General features: G+C 61.5%; 9 protein-coding genes. 6 read left to right on the top strand and 3 right to left on the bottom strand.

The window, feature by feature from the left end:
• Window positions 1–177: 177 nt before the first annotated feature.
• Together BGO89_09875 and BGO89_09870 are read right to left on the bottom strand one after the other, a co-directional pair.
• Window positions 178–2,121 (bottom strand): hypothetical protein, encoded by a 1,944-nt coding sequence (locus BGO89_09875; GenBank protein ID OJX56827.1) that lies wholly within the window; start codon window positions 2,119–2,121, stop codon window positions 178–180.
• A gap of 23 nt (window positions 2,122–2,144) precedes the next feature.
• A complete protein-coding gene (locus BGO89_09870) occupies window positions 2,145–4,967 on the bottom strand; it encodes a hypothetical protein (GenBank protein ID OJX56826.1) in 2,823 nt (940 codons plus the stop codon).
• Window positions 4,968–5,255: 288 nt separating this feature from the next.
• On the opposite strand from BGO89_09870, the gene BGO89_09865 reads away from it, so the two are divergent.
• Entirely contained in the window at window positions 5,256–10,250 is a 4,995-nt protein-coding gene (locus BGO89_09865) for a hypothetical protein (protein OJX56825.1), read from the top strand.
• A gap of 15 nt (window positions 10,251–10,265) precedes the next feature.
• On the top strand, window positions 10,266–14,627 hold the full coding sequence (locus tag BGO89_09860) for a hypothetical protein (GenBank protein ID OJX56824.1): 4,362 nt from the start codon (window positions 10,266–10,268) through the stop codon (window positions 14,625–14,627).
• A gap of 53 nt (window positions 14,628–14,680) precedes the next feature.
• On the opposite strand, the gene BGO89_09855 is transcribed toward BGO89_09860, so the two are convergent.
• Window positions 14,681–15,241 (bottom strand): hypothetical protein, encoded by a 561-nt coding sequence (locus BGO89_09855; protein OJX56823.1) that lies wholly within the window; start codon window positions 15,239–15,241, stop codon window positions 14,681–14,683.
• A gap of 18 nt (window positions 15,242–15,259) precedes the next feature.
• Here BGO89_09855 and BGO89_09850 point away from each other — a divergent pair, with 18 nt between their 5' ends.
• Genes BGO89_09850 through BGO89_09835 form a run of 4 tightly spaced genes read left to right on the top strand, consistent with a single transcriptional unit; the run spans window position 15,260 to window position 18,039 of the window.
• Window positions 15,260–16,261, top strand: a complete 1,002-nt coding sequence (locus BGO89_09850) for a hypothetical protein (GenBank protein OJX56822.1) — start codon at window positions 15,260–15,262, stop codon at window positions 16,259–16,261.
• Between the two features lie 16 nt (window positions 16,262–16,277).
• The gene (locus BGO89_09845) at window positions 16,278–16,814 is read left to right on the top strand and encodes a hypothetical protein (GenBank protein OJX56821.1); all 537 of its coding nucleotides are present in this window, start codon (window positions 16,278–16,280) and stop codon (window positions 16,812–16,814) included.
• A gap of 2 nt (window positions 16,815–16,816) precedes the next feature.
• Window positions 16,817–17,119: a hypothetical protein gene (locus BGO89_09840; GenBank protein OJX56820.1), complete on the top strand. Its 303-nt coding sequence runs from the start codon at window positions 16,817–16,819 to the stop codon at window positions 17,117–17,119.
• A complete protein-coding gene (locus BGO89_09835; protein OJX56819.1) occupies window positions 17,116–18,039 on the top strand; it encodes a GTPase Era in 924 nt (307 codons plus the stop codon). Before BGO89_09840 ends, BGO89_09835 begins: the two co-directional genes overlap by 4 nt.
• Window positions 18,040–18,074: the final 35 nt, after the last annotated feature.

Raw genomic sequence — 18,074 nt, 5'->3', positions numbered from 1 at the left:
TCACGACGATGTCCGCACGGACTTCGGGAGACCCTCCGCAGCTTCGTCGATCCCGACGACACACCACAGGTCCGATGTCCCGCACGTCCGGATTCGTCGACGGATCATCCGTCAGGATGACGATGTATCGAGGTGGATGATCGCATCGCGCCGATGACCGGCTTCAGCGCATGGCTCCTACCAGCTCCGTGAAATCGAGAGGCGGACGATGTTCTCCTGATACGTGCCACCGAGGACGGCAGGTGTGACGCGTTCGTTGAAGAGATTACGCTCCACACGGAGGTCGACGACGGCATATTCCCACAAGGGAGCGTTCACGCCGAGGAAGAAGCCCGTCCGCGTGCCGTAGGTATCGTCCATGGCGACGGTCAGTCCACCACTGGTATTCACGACGTCGAAGAAGTAGTACGACGCCGAGCCATCGACGGTATAGATCGTATTGCGTCCCGCCTGCTCGCTGGTCTGCACGATGTAGCCCAGGCCGAGTCCGAGCGTCAGCGGAATCTCGAGTGACAGGTTCTGCGAGAGATTGATGCTCGTGACCCTGTAGTCGTAGAGATTGCCCTTCGTCTCGCTGTTCTGCGTGGCCACGTTGAGGTTGGTTCCGGCACCGAGTTCACCGATGCGGTAGCTGTAGCCCGAAGCGGCCGTGATCATCGTCGTACGGTTGACGTACTGCAGGAGCGGATTGGTCGCATCGCTCTCCTGAACGTACGGTGCATACGACAGACGCAGGTAGGGCCACTTGCGGATATTGAGGCCGAGTGTCGCACCGATGCTCGTGATCGTACTCGTGGCACGCTTCCAGGGTATGAGATTGTCCCGGTCGCGGCGCATGAACAATCCCACCGTCATCTGCCGTTTCCAGAGGGCCTGGTCGACGCGCGCATCGTAGCGGAAGATGTCGGTTCGGAGGTTCGGTACACCAAGGGCGCGGAAGCCGGGTCCGACGCGCCGTACGGAGGCGGACAACTTGGTGCCGCTGCTGCGGACGTTGACCGTCGTGGCGGCCGTCAGGGCCCAGTCCACGTAGGTCGACGACGAACCGTCGACGAGGTCGAGAAGGAATTGCGGAATATCCTTCGATGCGAACTGCGGAGCGTTCTGATCACCGGCAGTGAGCGACAGCGCCGCCTCGGCCTGCAGGCTCCATATACCTTCGATGGGTTCGACCTTGAAGTCGAGTCCTCCGAGCATGTTCTTCTGCGGTGTCAGCGACGTGTTGGAATCGACGATCGACAGGCTCGTCCTGTCATCGATGGTATAGACGCCGGTGAAGAAGATGTGCGGACCATCCTTGCGTCCGAAACCGACCTTGGCCGCAGTCAGGCGGCGTCCGAACGACGATTGATCGTAGTTGGCATACAGACCCGAGTCGAGACGGAAGGTATCGAGGCGTGTCAGCGGCGCCTGTGTCGTGCCGGTCGCGAGATGGATATAGAACCAGCCCGGATTCCATTCCAGACTGCCACCCTGGAGACGTATGCCGCTCACCGTGATCGGAGAGAAGACCGGGAATACCGTTCCTACACCGACGGTCGGCAGGTGGCTGATGAATTCCTCCGCGTCGGACATGATGCCGAGCTGCTGGAGATAGGACGTATACCCCGTGACGTCGCCATTGGCTACGTCGCGCATCTCCTGAACCTTGCGTACGGCATCCAGTTGCTTGAGCCGTTCCGGATCGTACTGTGCGAGCGAGTCACGCACGGCATCGTAGTTCTCGAGAAGCTCACCGCTCTCGCTTCTGGCGAAGTCCTCCAGCATGCGGTAGGCACGCTGCGTGACGATGCGCTTGATGGCATCGGGATCCAGCATCAGCGAGAAGGCATTGATGTCCTGCCGTATTCCCGACTGCTCGCTGCTCATCAGGATGTTGGCCGTGATCGGCACTCCGTAGATCGTCAGCGTCGGATTCAGCTCCATACGCCAGAGATCCGGAGGCTTTTCCTGGAAACTCCCCTGTCTGTTGGAGGCCTGTCCGAGAATGCGATAACCACCCGTGAACATCACGGGGGCTTCGCCCTTGTCCGCACCGAACACGAAGAACTGGGCTCGTACGGGAATGGCGCAGAACAGACACATCACGACCATTCCGATCGACCGGGGAAGATGGCGCACGGCGAGTGATCTATGGTTGACGATTATGGTGCGGCCAGACGTTCGACACGAAGCGGTCCTATCGGCGGATCGGCAGGTGTCGGCGCGAGATTGACGACGTCCCCTTCGCCGAGCTGACCGTATTCGTTGGTGCCCCACGTCCACAGACCGCCGTCGATACGGACGGCCATGGCATGCGCACCACCGGCCACGATGCCGGTCACGGCATCGAGACGGGAAACCTTGACGGGTTCACGGCGGCCTACCCTGGTACCGTCGCCGAGCTGGCCGACGGAATTGTTACCCCAGGCCCATACGGTTCCCGTCGAGTCGAGAGCGAGGGAGAACGTGCTACCGGCAGCGATGGCCTTGATGCCTTTCAGGCCCTTCACCTGGACGGCCTGCGTGCGGTCCTTCGTCGTACCGTCACCGAGCTGACCGCTCGCATTACCTCCCCATGCCCACACGCTGCCGTTGGCACCGAGGGCGAGCGTATGGAAGTCTCCGCACGAAACGTTGGTGATCTGCGGACGCTGAACGGGGAAGACGATCTTCGATGGCCACGTCACGCTGCCTTCGTCGGGATCCCCCCCGCACTGACCGTACGTATTGGCGCCCCAGCAATAGACTTCCCCGGCGAGCGAGGCGCTGGCCGTGTGCGCGCCACCGCAGGAGACCGAACGGGCCCCTCTCAGCACGAAGTGCTTGAACGGCTTCAGCACGTGCAGCACTCCGTCCACCTGCCCCGTCGTGGCATTGAAACTCTGCGTGAGCCACGTGCCCAGTTCGCCGTTCCTGTTGTAGCCCCACATCCATACGTCGCCGGTAGTGCTGATGGCCGCACTGTGCCGCGCGCCCGTGGATACTGCGAGGATGTTGGCAAGCTGGATCTGCGTGGGTTCGGCGACGTCCGAACGCGTATTGTTCCCGATCTGTCCGTAGTCGTTGAGTCCCCATCCCTTCACGTTACCGCCCTTGATGACGGCGAAGGATTGGGCCATACCGGCGGCCAGTGCCTGGACGTCCTTGACCTTCGTGGCATCGAGTTTGGAGGGCGACTGGACGATGGCACCGTAGGCCTTGGCGACGGCGCGCTTGTAGTTGTTGCCCCAACCCCACACGGTGTTCTTGGGGTCCAGCAGCGTCAGCGCGAAGAGCTTCATCTGGCTCATCACCTGGGGATTGTATTCGACGCCGCTGATTTCCGGAACCTGCGTGTTCTCCGGAATCGTTTCCGCTGCCGCGAACTGGCTCATCTGGGCGACGGTGGAGAGCCGGCCCTTGATGCTGGTCGACGTCTGGTTCACGACCTGGACGTCGGAGATCGCGGCCCTCGATGCCTTCAGATCCGTGATGTCCTTCGTGAACTGGTCACGGATCGACTTCGGCGGCTTCTCGTCCGGCGTTGCCGACAACGAATGATTCTCTCCCGCTGCCATCACGAGCACCGGAAGCTTGACGGAATCGCCCTTCTCGAGGTCGTAGAACCGGAAGTTATCGACGTTGAGGTGCCCCGTCTTCGACTGGTCCTTGATATAGACGCGGGCTGCGCGATTGATGAAGCGCGTCACGTCCCATTCGACAGGGGCGAGCCTGTCGGACATCGCCGCCTTCTTGTCCATCGCCGTCGACTTCGCCACGTAGTATTCACGCTGCGATTCCGGCAGCCGGCGCGTTTCGAGCTTGAAGGTATCCTTCGGCAGACGTTCGACGAGCAATTCCACGGCGACGTCGTTCGCGGCCGTTCCGCCATAGATGAAGCCGACGGCACTGTTCTTGATCTGGAATTCTTCGGAATACATCACGCCCATCATGGCGTCGCCCTGAACGTCGCCGTACGACGTGACCCATTGCTCGCGATGATGACCGAGTTCTCCGAGAACGGGATGGGCTCCCGATTGCGGACCACGCCGGAAGGCATCGCCGTCGAGCGTCCAGCACGCGAGCGACTTCAGTTCGAAGTCCCAGTTCTCGCCCGGACACGTTTCGTCGGCCTTCGTCACGGGCGGCCTTGCACCGCCTCCTGTACCGGTCCCCGTCGTATCCTCTTCACCACGTTCCGGACGACGCGGCGTAAACGACCATATCTCGCTCTCGCCGAGATTGACGAGGGCCCTGCCCCCACGATCTTCGACGGCCGTGATCTTCCATGCATAGCTGCGATCGTATTCGAAGGCACGTGACGATATAGGATACTGCAGGAGCATGCGCGTAAGGCCGTTGGCCTCGAACCATGCGGGATTCCTCGCCATGGCGTCGGCCGGCGTTTGCTTGCCGAAGATCTCCACGATACGGAGGTTGTAGGCGATGCGCTGGCCAGGCCCCGGCGGCACGCTCGCCATCCACGTGAAGACGGGAAGCTTCTCCTGGATATCGGATTCGTCGGGCGGGCTGATCAGCACCGGCTGCGACATGCGATTGATGACGATGAACTTGCAATCGCGTCCGAGCACCTGCTCCGTCTCCGCGGAGATCACTTCGCAGCATACCGTATAGTCGCCCGTCGGCACGTTCCCCGTCTGCAGCAGTGCGTCACGATAACGGGCATTGGCCTGATCGATGGATACAGGCTGGACGTCGGCTCCGGTGACGACCTTGCGTCCCGGCTCGAGAACGATGATGCGCGTGGTGGCATCGGCGATGATGCCGTCGGGTACGGACGTCTCTTCGACCGTACCATGCAGACGGACCCTGACGGTCGTTCTTCCTCTGTTGTTGAGTTCGACCTTCCAGAGATCGGCGACGCGGAGTTGATTGGGTGGCGGCTGGGTAAGGCGAACGTCGACCATTTCCTGCGCGGCACCGGAAACGGATGCCACGATCAGGCATGTCAGGACGTAAAGAATAGGTATTGTCCACCTGCTCATTCGGGACCCCCGGTGTGAACGTGACAGCCAGTTGATGAATCGGGCCTACCGACGCATCGTAGAATCAGGTTGTTCCAAACATACTCACCAATGTTGGAACTTTTTCGGTTTTGGAATTTCGAAGGCGCGTGAAAAAATCGGCATTTGAGATTACCCGCAAACGCCGTTTCTTTGCGCGAGTCACGTTCTAACGAACCCGAGGGGTTTGGTGCGATGAAACGACACGGTCTCAACATTTCCGCTCTTCGATCTCGAGCGCTACCCCGCATCCCTGTCGAGCCCCGTACGGTGGCTGACGTCGTTCAGCGACCGGACGGCTTCGGCTTCACACGTCGCCAGGCACTCGGCATCACCGGGCTGCTCTCCCTTACCGCAGCACCGATGGCACAGGCCATCACCACGGCATTCGAGGCCACCTATCGTCTCGTCCGCCGCGGTCAGAAGATCGCCTTCCTCGTGGCAGGCGTCGAGCGCTGGGTACTGGATCCGAAGCGATTCGGTGGCAGCCCCGTCATCGACTGCAAGGAAACGGATACGGGCATCGTTGTCCGTCTTCGCGGTGCCTTGTTCCCGGGAACGGACATTTCCGCCGACCTCGATGCATATATCGGCCGCGGTGCGGCACCCGACGCACGGTTCACGCTCCACGCGTGGCAGGCGGAACTCGAAGCGCCCTTCGTCCCCTGGCTGCTCGACAAGGAGATGGCGCGAGGCCATGCGGGATGCGCTACGGTGCTGACGTCAGGCGAGTTCGCGGGCCAGAGTCCTGCGAATGCCGACGTCACCTTCCGTCCGATGTGGGCCGTCGGCCTGCGAGGCGGATCCGTTACGACGGTTGGCTCACTCCACCTGCCTTCGGTACGATGCACGATCTCCCTCCTCGATTCCACCCAACGCACGATGCTCGCGAAGAGTGCGCACAGCCGCACGCTGATACGCCTGCATCGCGACAATGCCGCGTGGACCGTGCCCCTACAGGTCGCCGGTGTGGAAGACTGGACGCTGCGCGCCCATCATGATGCCTTCGACATGCTGTCCTATGAAGTGGCCGACGATGGTCGTGCCGCCGTCGTCCTCGAAGGCTCACGCGAAGGCGGCGTCGTCTTCCGCGCACGCGATACGGACGCCGACCTGCCCCTTCGTGACGTACGCTATGCATGGACACGCACGGAGGAAGGGCTGCACGAAGCCTTCGTCGCCCGCTATCCCGAAACGCCCGTCTGGATGAACGTCGACGGCATATCCCTGGAACTCGGTGATCGCCGCGAGATTCCGCCCCTGGAAATCGTCAGCCGCAACGGCATCATCGACCGCCTGCACGTGGCGCCGGGCCTGCTGCGATACAGCATTCCCATGGAAGGCGCCGTCACCGAACCGGTACGTATGCAGCATGGCATGCAGGTGGCATTCCTCACGTCGGCCGTGTCGAGCAAGGTCCTGCCCGCTCCGGCCTTCCACATGGCCGGGCTGCAGATCGACTTCAAGCAGAACGTCTCGACGATCAAGCAGATCGACGGCGCATCGCTCAGCAAGGAAGCGAAGAAGAACTACAAGGTCAGCAAAGACCTCGGCCGGTGGGGCAAGGTGAAGTTCGGCCTGCCGAACAATCCCCGCGTCAACGTCATCCGTCCCGAAGACCTGCTCGTCCTCACCTTCGAATTCGTCGGCCTGACCATCAACAAGTCGGCAGGGACATTCGGCGGTTCAGGCAAGCTGGTCGTATGGTTCCAGCCGCAGCACATCGCCGAACGCGCCTTCTTCTACACCGATCCGAACGCCAATCCCAAGAAGAAGCCGAACGAAGGATATCCGAACAGCGCTCCGAGCGGTTCGGACGAGCCGCCGCTGGACCCTCCCATCGACGCCGTGATGGCCCAGGACTCGCGCCTGGCCTTCAACGTCCCGAACGGCTATTCCGGCACGTACAGCATCGAAGGTCTGCTCGACTGGTCGAAGTTCACGCTGAACGTCTCGCCGTCGGCCAAGCCTCCCGAAGTGGCGCTCACGTTCGGCATCCTCAACACGAGCTTCCTGTCCAGGTACGCCCTCAGCACGGAAGCGGCCACGAAGAACGTGAAGCCCTTCAAGCTGGCCAGGACCAGGGCGAAAGCCAGTCAACCACCCACGGCGTCGGGCGGCAGCTCGTCGGCCTTCAAGAAGTACACGCTCCAGGCCGGTGCCGCGGCACAGCTTTCGGAACGTTCCGACATCAAGGACCGGTACGAGTTCGATCCCGACATGGCCACGGCCCTGTCGCCGCAGGTCATGGACGAGCTCATCGCCGTGGTCAATCAACGTCCCCCGATCAGGGAACCGCAGGCCGACGAAACGTCGATCGAGTATCCCTACCGCCTGATGCTCTCGCCCAACAAGTATGCGGGATGGGCCCATGCGAAGACGGCGAGGATCGATCCCGATTCCCGCAGGGCCGAGCTGTGGCATACACGCCTCGGCGTGAAGCATTCCGACGGTTCCGTCGACGAACACGCAGCCTACTTCCGTACCGTGCGGGCCATCTGGTCTCCCGACTTCGGCACCTTCCGCGAGATGAGCGCCATCTACAAGGAACGTCCGTTCCGCACCTCGCTCAACCGTCGCGACCGCCACGAAATCGTCCAGCTCACCAGCGACTATGCGATGAAGAAGACCAAGCCGGCTCCGGTACAGGTCAATCGCATGATGCTGACGTCGCTCGGCGCGTGGATGGACAGCACGGGTGCGTGGGACCCGATCGGCGAGGACAATCTCGAAGTGGAAAGCTGGGTCCAGCGGGGCGCCCAGGGGCGCGACAGCTTCGTGCGCGTCGCCTACAAGGGCTTCCTCTTCCCGTTCGGCAACAGGGCCACGCTCATCAAGGAAACGGAGCGCAAGTTCCGCCGCACACCGCGCGGCGACATGGCCGCCTATCTCATGCAGCGCATGTTCATCATGCTGCGCGAGCCTGTCCGCGAATTCCCTGCCGATGGCCTGAAGGGCATGTCCTATCAGGGGCGCGACTTCCCGTTCCGCCGCGTCCGCATCACCACGAAGGTCACGCCGAATCTCGAACTGCCTGTGCAATTGTCGCCGCAGTTCTCGACCAATTCCTTCTGGCCGCAGTTCAGCCATAACGGTGCGATACAGGACGTGGCCTGGAGCTGCGTCGGTACGGACTGGGACAACAACGAGATCCAGTTCTCCACGCCGCTCGTCTTCCTCGCCAATCCGGATGCCACGACGGATGCGACGAGGCTGAACGGATGGATCGACAACCAGTACGTCAAGGCCCAGAACGACAAGCGACGCAACATCAAGATGCAGGGGCAGTCCATCGCCCTGGCGCCGAGCTCGAAGCTCGGCGATACGTCGCTGCTCGTCAACGTCTTCAAGCTCTCGGGCTATGCATCGCCGACGGCGCCGGTCAACTATCCCATCTTCTTCCCGAAGATGGAATCGTCGATGGTCAAGCTCGACAAGGTGGCCGAACTCGTCGGTGCAGATGCAGAGCGTTCCATCGTCTACTATCAGAAGTATCTCGACCACGCCTTCGAACAGGGCCCGACACCGGCCAAGGGCGCACCGGTCAATCCTGCCGACATCAAGAATCCGTCGCAGATCTTCGCGCGACTCCTCTCTCCGCTGATGATGGACTTCAGCGCGAAGTCCGACAAGTCCGGCGGCCTCGCCGCTCCGAGCGTCAACATCGGCGGTCTCTCGCGTGCTCTCGGTCCGATTCCCGGCGACCTCGAGAACATCGCCAATACCGCAGCGGCCGTGGGCAACTTCGATCCGATGCAGTTCTTCGAAGACCTGCTCAAGACGAAGATCCTGGGCGACATCACGCTGAAGGACGTGCTCGACTTCGTGCAGAACATGCTCAACAACATCGACAAGATGCCCGGTCTCGACCGAAAGGATGACTACGGCATCAAGGACGATGTGAACGACATCAAGAGCAAGGCCGACGCCATCAAGACCGAAGCGCAGAAACTCGCCTCCGACGTCTCCCAGGATGTCAAGGATGCCAAGCAGGCGCTCGTCGACGAAGTGGACAAGGTCAAGAATGAAATCCAGGGCTACATCAACGGTGGCAAGAAGGTCGTCGAAGACCGCATCAAGGAATGGAAGAAGCGCGTCGAGGACAAGGTCAACGAACTCAAGAGCGAGATCGAGAAGGCGCTGAAGCCGCTGAAGGATGCGGGCAACGAAGCCTACAAGAAGTACACGGAAGTGCAGGACGGCCTGCAGCAGCTCAAGCAGGGCCTCCAGCTCGTCTATGAATGGAGTACGGAGATCAAGAGCAGTCCGGGCAACATCCTGGTACCGCTGAATCCGGGAGCGACGGACAAGGACGACCAGGCCATCCTCTACCTCAAGGCCTCGTTCACCAAGAAGCTCGACCTCAATCCGCCCGAGATCCTGCTGTACGGTTCGCTCTCGAACTTCGTCATCAACCTCATCGGCGACGGTGCGGCGCAGTTCCTCGTCATCAAGTTCACGCGCCTGGCCTTTTCCGCCAAGCTCGGCGAGAAGCCCGACATCGACCCCGACATCCAGAGTGTGGAATTCGCCGGGGCCCTGTCGTTCGTCAACAAGCTCAAGGACCTCATCCCGCGCGGCGGCAGCGCCGGCGGCGTGGGATTCTCCTTCGACTTCGACGTCCAGCCTACCGGCATCTCGGCCAGCATGACGATCGGCCTGCCGAACGTCACCGTCGGCGTGTTCTCGCTGCAGAACATGTCCTTCCTCATGCGGCTCACCATTCCGTTCGACGGCCGCTCATTCTCGGCCTACTTCGCCTTCTGCACGAAGGAGAATCCGTTCCGCCTCACCATCATGGTCTTCGGCGGCGGCGGCTTCTTCGGTATCGAAATCACGCCGACCGGCGTACGGATGCTCGAGGCTGCCTTCGAATTCGGCGGCAACTTCGCCTTCGACTGCGGCGTGGCCAGCGGCGGCGCCTCCGTCATGGCCGGTATCTACTACAAGATGGAACAGAAGGAAATCGACGGCAAGCTCGTCCAGCAAAGCGAGCTCACCGGATACTTCCGTCTGACGGGCAACCTTTCCATCCTCGGTATCATCCGCGTGAGCCTGCTCTTCGAACTCAAGCTCACGTGGCAGAGTAACGGTAAAGTTTACGGGACGGCGACCATCGAAGTGGAGATCGAAATCCTGTTCATCAGTTTTTCGGTCGGTGTTACCGTCGAACGCCAGCTCAAGGGCAGCGATGGGGATCCTACCTTCTCCGACATGCTTCCTCAACCCGCCATGTGGCAGGAATACTGCGATTGTTTCGCCTAAAGGATGGAGTGACACATGCGCTCACAGGAATTTCAGTGGACAGCCGTGCCCTACGACGTGGAGCAGCGGGATGGGAAGCGGATGCTCTCCGTGGCCATCGCCGTCCTCCCCAAGCTGCAGGACAGTACGTCGGCACCCGCCAAACTCGGCGACTATCCCGATATGGTGGACTGGCCCGCGACGCTGAACACGATACGATTCAGCATCGACATCGACGGCACGACGATCGGCCATAGCGACCTGAAGTTCAAGGACGAGCTGCCGGACTCGACGGTATGGAAGGCAGTCTTCCCCGCCACCACGATGGTGCGGCCCTTCGAGTACACGCCGTTCACGGACTTCAAGATCGTCTCCTTCCCCGTCAAGGGCGTCCTGCTCACGACCGCGGCGATGTACAAGAACTTCGCCAAGGAGTTCAGCGCCGACATGCCAGTGATCACGCCCGAGACGATCGCGCCGGCCGCATCGACGGATGTCAGCTACTACAACAACCAGCAGTCGCAACAGCAGCTCCATCCGGCGCTCCAGATCATCCGGGACTTGATACCGGACAACGAGGGCGACCAGGCATTCAAGTCCCTGAAGGAACGCTGGGAGATCCAGGGCATGGAGGCCATGGAGCGCGACAAGGGATCTACGCAACCGCATCCCATCAAACAGGGTCCAGTGGACATCAAGGAGATGAAGCCGGAGAACATGCTGTTCCAGCCGTTCGACACGTCGTCTCCGCTCGGTCAGCTCCGCATGGCCGAAGTCTATCATACCGCCCGCAACTATTCCCGCGACGGCAAGCTCAACGGCAAGGCGGCACGCCGCGTCGGCCGCCCGAAGATCGAACGTCCGAAGTTCGATTTCCACCAGGTCGTCTCCGTCATGCGCGAATATCCCGTGATGATGCGCAAGCTGGGCATCGTCCTGCACGTCGAGTTCGCGCTCCCCGACGGCGTGGACAAGGAAGGCGCCATCAGCGTGAAGGCGGACTGGAGCAATCCGAAGACCAGTCCCACCATCCACCGCAATCCCAAGGTCGCCTATCGTCTCGACATGGACGGCGATCCCCGATACTGGCAGTTCCTGCCGCGTCCGTCGAACGACTCCGAAATCGTCGGCCCCGTTCTCTGCCTCAACAATGCCTCGCACTTCGGCATCACGCAGATCGACGTCGATACGGCAGCACTCAAGACGATCAACTACACGCGCGGTCTGAAGGAGCGTCTGATGCACATGCGTCCGTCCTTCAGGAGAAAGGCCGATCCGAACGACAAGAAGGACCCCAAGGATCCCAGGATCGTGGAACGGACGCCACCCGACGAACGCGTCAGCGCCGCACCGCCGAGCACGCGCGGAACCGGCCTCTCCCTGGTACGGCACAATCGTGCCCTGAAGGTGGCCAAGGCCCTGCTGCGATCGGCGGCGAACTTCAACAGGATCATCGCCGGACAGGAAGTACTGCTCTATGCCGACGACCTGCTGCGCGGATATCGCATCGATATCTGGGACGAAACGGCAGGGCGCTGGGATTCCCTCTGCCGTCGTGATGCGAACTATCGTTTCCCGCTGGCTTCCGGCGCGCTCAGGACGGAAGGCCTCGCCGTGAACGACGAGGAAGGCGTGCTGTCCATGGCCGCCTCGCGGCCCCGCAGCTCGGAAAGCGCCCCCATCCGCGACCTCTACGTCCATGAGATCGTAGCACAGTGGGAAGGCTGGAGCCTCGTCGTCCCACACATCGGCTCCTACATCGGCACGGAAGACGAGCTCGCCGCGGAACAGCGCAAGAGCACGCCACCGGCCGACTTCGAGTACCAGGTGGAAACGGAATTCCGCGTTCCGAAGAACTCGCTGCCGCGGCTGCGGTTCGGGCGCAAGTACCGGATGCGCGCACGCTTCGCCGACATCAACGGCAACGGTCCGAAGAAGGATGAACTGAATCCGACGGACTTCACCTGTGCGACGCCGCTGGTCCACTATCTCCGCTGGGATCCTGTCGTATCGCCTACCATCGCCCTCCGCAATCACCCCGTGGAAGGCGAGAGCCTGGAGCGCGCCGTCATCCGCAACTACAATGCGAGCGAGAACGATACCGACGAAGTCGATACGGCCGAAACGTCGGATCGCCACCTCTTCCCTCCCGTTGCCAGCCAGCAGACGTGCGAACGACACGGCATGTTCGACTCCACGCCGACCGGCCCCATGCGAGGCGAGCAGAGTACCTACGACATGATCAGGAGTCGCCAGAAGGACATCCCGTCGCAGTGGTATACGCGCGGCACCGACGGCTCGCTGAAGCCCCAGGCCGGACTCGACACCCCGCCGCCACCTGCACAGCAGGATGAAGCGATCCGCTATCCCTTCATGAACAGCGGTCCGACGGAAGCCCCCTATCTCTCCGATCCCATCGCCCGCGGCGTCACGCTCCAGAAGATTCCCGGCATGACGGCCGGTGAGTTCATGGAAGTCACGCTCGGCGGCGTCAACTCGGCCACGATAGCATCGCCCGGCGGTGTCGTCAGCGTCTGCTTCGACCCCATGTCGTCATGGCCCGCCATCCGCAGCATCATCGTCCGCCTGGCTTCCGGCAATGGCAAGCCTTCGTGGGATCCCGGCACACGCGTGCTCACCATCTTCCTCCCGAAGGGTGAGCAGGCATGGATCACGTTCAGCTCCAACGTCGGTGAAACGAAGACGGAATGCGGCGCCAACCTCGACATGCTCGGACAATGGGCGACACTCGGGGCGGCAGGGCTTACGCCCGCCGCACTGGACGCTGCCGCACGCGGTCTGGGCTGGCTCGTCACACCCGGGCGCACCCTGCATCTCGTCCATGCCACGCAGAAGCCTCTCAGGAAGCCGGAGATCAAGGACCTCTCCGTCTACGAACGGTTCTTCGGTGCGACGGAAGCCGGCATCCGTACGACCGACACCTACGTCCATGCCCGCACGTCGCACAAGATCGACGTCAACGCCGAGTGGGACATGTGGGAGGACGATCCTCTCAAACCGGAACCAGTCCTTCTCAAGCAGAGCAGCTTCGTCTACGAACACCTCTGCGAAGACCGTACCAACGACAAGATCGAACACGATCATATCCACGAGTTCGGCGATACGAAGTATCGTGGTGTGACCTACACGCCCACGGCAACGACGCGCTTCCGCGAATATCTCCCGGCGGCACTCCGCAAGGATGCCGCCAACCTCACACGTCGCGGTATCGGCAAGGCCGTCGACGTCCTCAGCACGAAGCGCCCGGACGCCGCCAACCTCCTCTATGTCGTACCCTCGTTCAAGTGGGTCGAAGAGGCGAAGGTCATGTCCGGCAAGACCATCACCAGCACCCGCAAGGGCGGCGGTCTGCGCGTCTATCTCGACCGGCCGTGGTATTCGAGTGGCAACGGTGAACTTCTCGGAGTGCTGCTCTATTCCACGCAGAAGTTCACGCCGACGAATCCGTCGAGCGGTTCGGACAGCAAGGACAGCAAGAACAAGGACAACAAGACGACGCTCAAGGGCCTGTCCATGACCATCGATGCGAGCAAGGGGCTGCAGGCATCGCAGTTCGGCTCCATCGCCGCGCTGATGGGAGACCTGAAGCTCGACATTCCCGAGCAGCTCCATCCGTATGTCACGCAATGGGGTCTAGACCCCATCTGGCTGTCCGCACCGACACCCTCGGACAACTCGCCGCGCATCTCCAACTTCATCAATCCGGCCAAGGTCCTCACCAGTGTCTCCATCGCCGAAGTGGCGCCCACGCAGCGATTCATCTGCGTGGGATATACGCCGAAGTTCGACAAGGAGCGCAAGCTCTGGTATTGCGATATCGAAATAGATCCAGGTCAGTCATACTATCCCTTTATCCGCCTCGCTCTCGTGCGCATGCAGCCGAAGTCCGTCGCCAACGAGAATACGGGCGAGGATGTCTATGTCTCGCGCGTCGTCCAGTCCGAATTCTGCCAGATTCCGCCGGACCGCCAGGCCATCGTCAAGGTAGAAGACGACGACAAGGCCGTCACGGTCAGCGTCATCGGCCCCACGTATCGTATGAATTCGACGGGCCAGCAAGGCAGCGAAATGGAAGTCACCGTGGAGAAGCGCGACGCAGGCGTCGCCGGTTCGTCCGATCTCGGCTGGACACCGGTGGTCACACAGCGTATCGACAGGATCCATGCGGCCAATATGTGGTCCGGCATGATCTCCCTGCCCGATGCCGTCGGCAGCCAGTACCGTGTCGTGATCAAGGAATACGAACAGTTCTACTCCGATCCCCAGGATTCGCGCCGGCGCGCGACCAGCCTCGGAGACAAGGGATCGAATAGTGGCGACGTGGAGTTGACATTCGACAAGCGTATCGTCTATGCCGACGTCCTGCCCCTGGGCTGACGTAATAAGAACGGTACGAACGGTCGGTGATATCCGGAACGGTCGGCGTCCGCCTACAGCGGAACGCCGATCGTCAATCCGAGGACCGTCCACCAGTAATTCGGCTGCGAGACGAAGCGCCTGTCAGGCGTCAGCGTAACGTCGATGCAGAAGGTGAGATCTTCGCGGATGTCGAGGGCCTGGTAGCCGAGCGAAAGGAGCGGCATACCGTCGTTCTTCAGTGGAGTCCAGTGCCATCCGATGCCCAGGCGAACGATATCGGTACGTCCTAGTTCACCATAGAGGATGACCGGCATTCCGATGGTATTGAGGGTCTGGCCATCGGGAATGCGGCTTGCCGCCAGCCCCGCATCGAGGGCGAGCCCTTTCGCCAGAGCAAGGGTCGTCGTGGCCGTGACGCCACCGGGCGAACGGCCGGAGAACGCCAGACCGACATTGCGCAACCGTACGCTCGATCCGGTGCCAGGTGCGAGTGGATCCGACGCGATGGCGGCGGTCACGGTAAGGAGGGACAAAACAAGGCCAATCGCTGTCTTCATCCGGCAAAGATCGGAAAGGATGGCCAAGCTGAGGGAATTCGTACGTTGCAGTCGGGTTGTGTTTTCATACACCATATTGTTCGGGGGAAGGTCATGAAGGTACTCAAATACATTCTGTGGGGATTACTGACCGTCGTCGCGCTCGTCATCGTCATCGGCCTCTTCCTGCCACGACAGATTCACGTGGAACGGTCCCGCGTCATCGACGCACCTGCCAATCTCATCTTCGATCAGATCAACTCCCTGAAGAAATGGTCGGCGTGGTCGCCGTGGCATCGCATCGACCCGAACATGAAGATCAACTACTTCGGCCCCGAGTCCGGCCATGGTGCAGGCTATACCTGGTCGAGCGACAACGACTCCGTCGGCAACGGCAAGATGGTCATCGCCATCAGCGAGCCCGGCCGCAGGATTTCGACGTCGATGGAATTCATGGAGAACCATCCGTCCAGCATCAACTTCCTGTTCACGCCGGAGAAGAACGGAACGAAGGTGACCTGGACGCTGGACAGCGACATGGGGATGAATCCCTTCATGCGCTGGATGGGCCTGATGATGGACAAGTTCACCGGTCCGCACTTCGAAGCCGGACTCCGCAACCTCGACTCGCTGGTGAAGACCATGCCGCGCGGCCACGTGGGCTCCATCGCCATGATGGAATATCCGGGTGCGAACGCTCTCTCCATCCGCGGTACGATCGCACCGAAGGACATTCCGATGGTGATGGCCAGGGACTACAGCGAGATCATGAAGTATGCCGGATCGAAGGGCCTCGTCATGAAGGGCGCTCCCTTCGCCATCTACCATACGTGGTCCGACACCACCACGGACATGGAATCCGCCCTGCCCTACGACAAGGCCGATCCCGGCAGCGGACGCATCAGGGGCCTCGTCATTCCGAAGGGTACGGTCGTGCGCTGCGAGTTCTTCGGCCCCTACGAACAGAGCATGATGGCCCACATGGCCGTCGAGCAGTGGGCCAAGGACAACGGCAAGAAGCTCGGCGACGAGCCGTGGGAGGAATACGTCACGGACCCCGGAACGGAACCCGACCAGTCGAAATGGCTCACCAGAATCTACTATTGGGTCAAGTAGGCGGTATATTTGCCGAATGTCTTCTCCCTTCTCGGCGCTGTTGACGCGCCTGTTCCTTCTGCTCTTCATCGCCGGGGGTGTCGTCTGGCTCGGTGGCACGGTCATCCGCGCTGCCGTCGGCTTCGACGTCTTCGTCCCCGGCACGCTTGTCTTCAAGCCCGAACAGCCGGAAATCGTCCGCCTGCACACCATCAGGCTCTTCGCCCTGGCTGGTGCCTGGACGAACTGGTCCTTCGCCGTCTGTGCGGTGGGAGCCATCGGCCTCATGATCCTCACCAGATCGCTGTTCCGCCAGCGGGGCTGGCTTCTCATGTGCGCCATTCTCGTCATCCTGATCCTGCCCGTCCAGGGCTATCTGATCTGGGACGACATACGCCTGATCCAGCTCTTCGACAGGAACATCGGCACCCCTCTTGCCGGCGTGGGCGAGATCTTCGGCGTATTTTTACAGCGCTACACCAATCTGGCGCTGAACATGATGGCGGCGCTCTCCTTCATGGCTGCTGCCACCGTCGTCTTCCTCGCCACGCTTCGCCCCCTGCATCGGAACTGATCATGAAAGCCGAAAAGATTCTCGAAGAGCTCACCGAACTCGCCAGGAGCATGGGCTATACCGTACGCCGCGAGACGGGCACGTTCAAGGGCGGCGCATGCGTCGTCCGGGAACAGCAGCTCATCATCGTCAACCGCACCATGCCGCCCGAAGCGGCCTCGGTCATCCTGGCCCGCGCGCTCTGCAAGCTGGACGCCGACGACCAGTTCGTCAAGCCGGCCGTCCGTGAGATCCTCCAGCGCGAACGAGCCTGGATCGCCGACCATCCCGATGTGACATTCGAACCGCGGACCCAGGCCGCATGACCGACACACAGAACACCACGGAACCGATCGACACCCGCTGCGGTACGGTCGCCATCATCGGACGCCCGAATGCGGGCAAGTCCACGTTGCTCAATGCCATTCTCGGTACGCACCTCTCCATCGTCACGTCCAAGCCCCAGACGACGCGCAAGCGCGTGCTGGGCATCCTGACGGACGAGACGACGCAGCTCATCTTCATCGACACACCGGGCATCCTGGTCCCGCGATACAAGATGCAGCGCTCCATGATGGGCTTCGTGGGCGAAGCCCTCGACGAAGCCGACGTCATTTGCCTCATCGTCGATGTCGTCAAGGCCGTGGAGCACAAGACGATCATCGACCCGATGATCGCCCCCCTTCTGAAGAAGCACAACCGTCCTGTCGTCCTCGTACTGAACAAGATGGACGCCCTGCCCGTGAAGAAGGAAGCCCTCCCCCTGATGGAGGAGGCGCGTCAGAGCGGCCTCTTCACGCGGGCCATCGCCATCTCGGCGTCGGACGAGACGTACGTCGAAGACCTGGTCTACATCCTCAAGGGCCTGGTTCCCGAAGGCCCCTTCATCCACGGTGAAGACGAGCTCAGCACGCAGCCCCAACGCTTCTTCGTCGCCGAGCTCATCCGTGAAGTCATCTTCCGGAAGTACAAGGAAGAGATTCCCTATGCGAGCGAGGTGGCCATCCTCGAGTTCAAGGAACGGGAACAGGGCAAATGGTATATCGCCGCCGACGTCTACGTCGAGCGGGATACGCAGAAGGCCATCATGATCGGCGCCAAGGGTGCGGCACTCAAGCAGGTAGGCGAAGAAGCCCGCGCGGCGATCGAGGAGCACCTCGGCCAGCCCGTCTTCCTCGAACTCTTCGTCAAGGTCCGCCAGGACTGGCGTAACGACCGCAACCAGCTGGCCGACCTCGGCTACTGACCCACGATTTCCCGGATAAATGCGTCCCTCTCCCC

Source organism: Candidatus Kapaibacterium thiocyanatum (assembly GCA_001899175.1).
GTDB classification, from domain to species: Bacteria; Bacteroidota; Ignavibacteria; order Kapaibacteriales; family Kapaibacteriaceae; genus Kapaibacterium; species Kapaibacterium thiocyanatum.
This window is presented reverse-complemented; position numbering and strand designations above follow the sequence as displayed.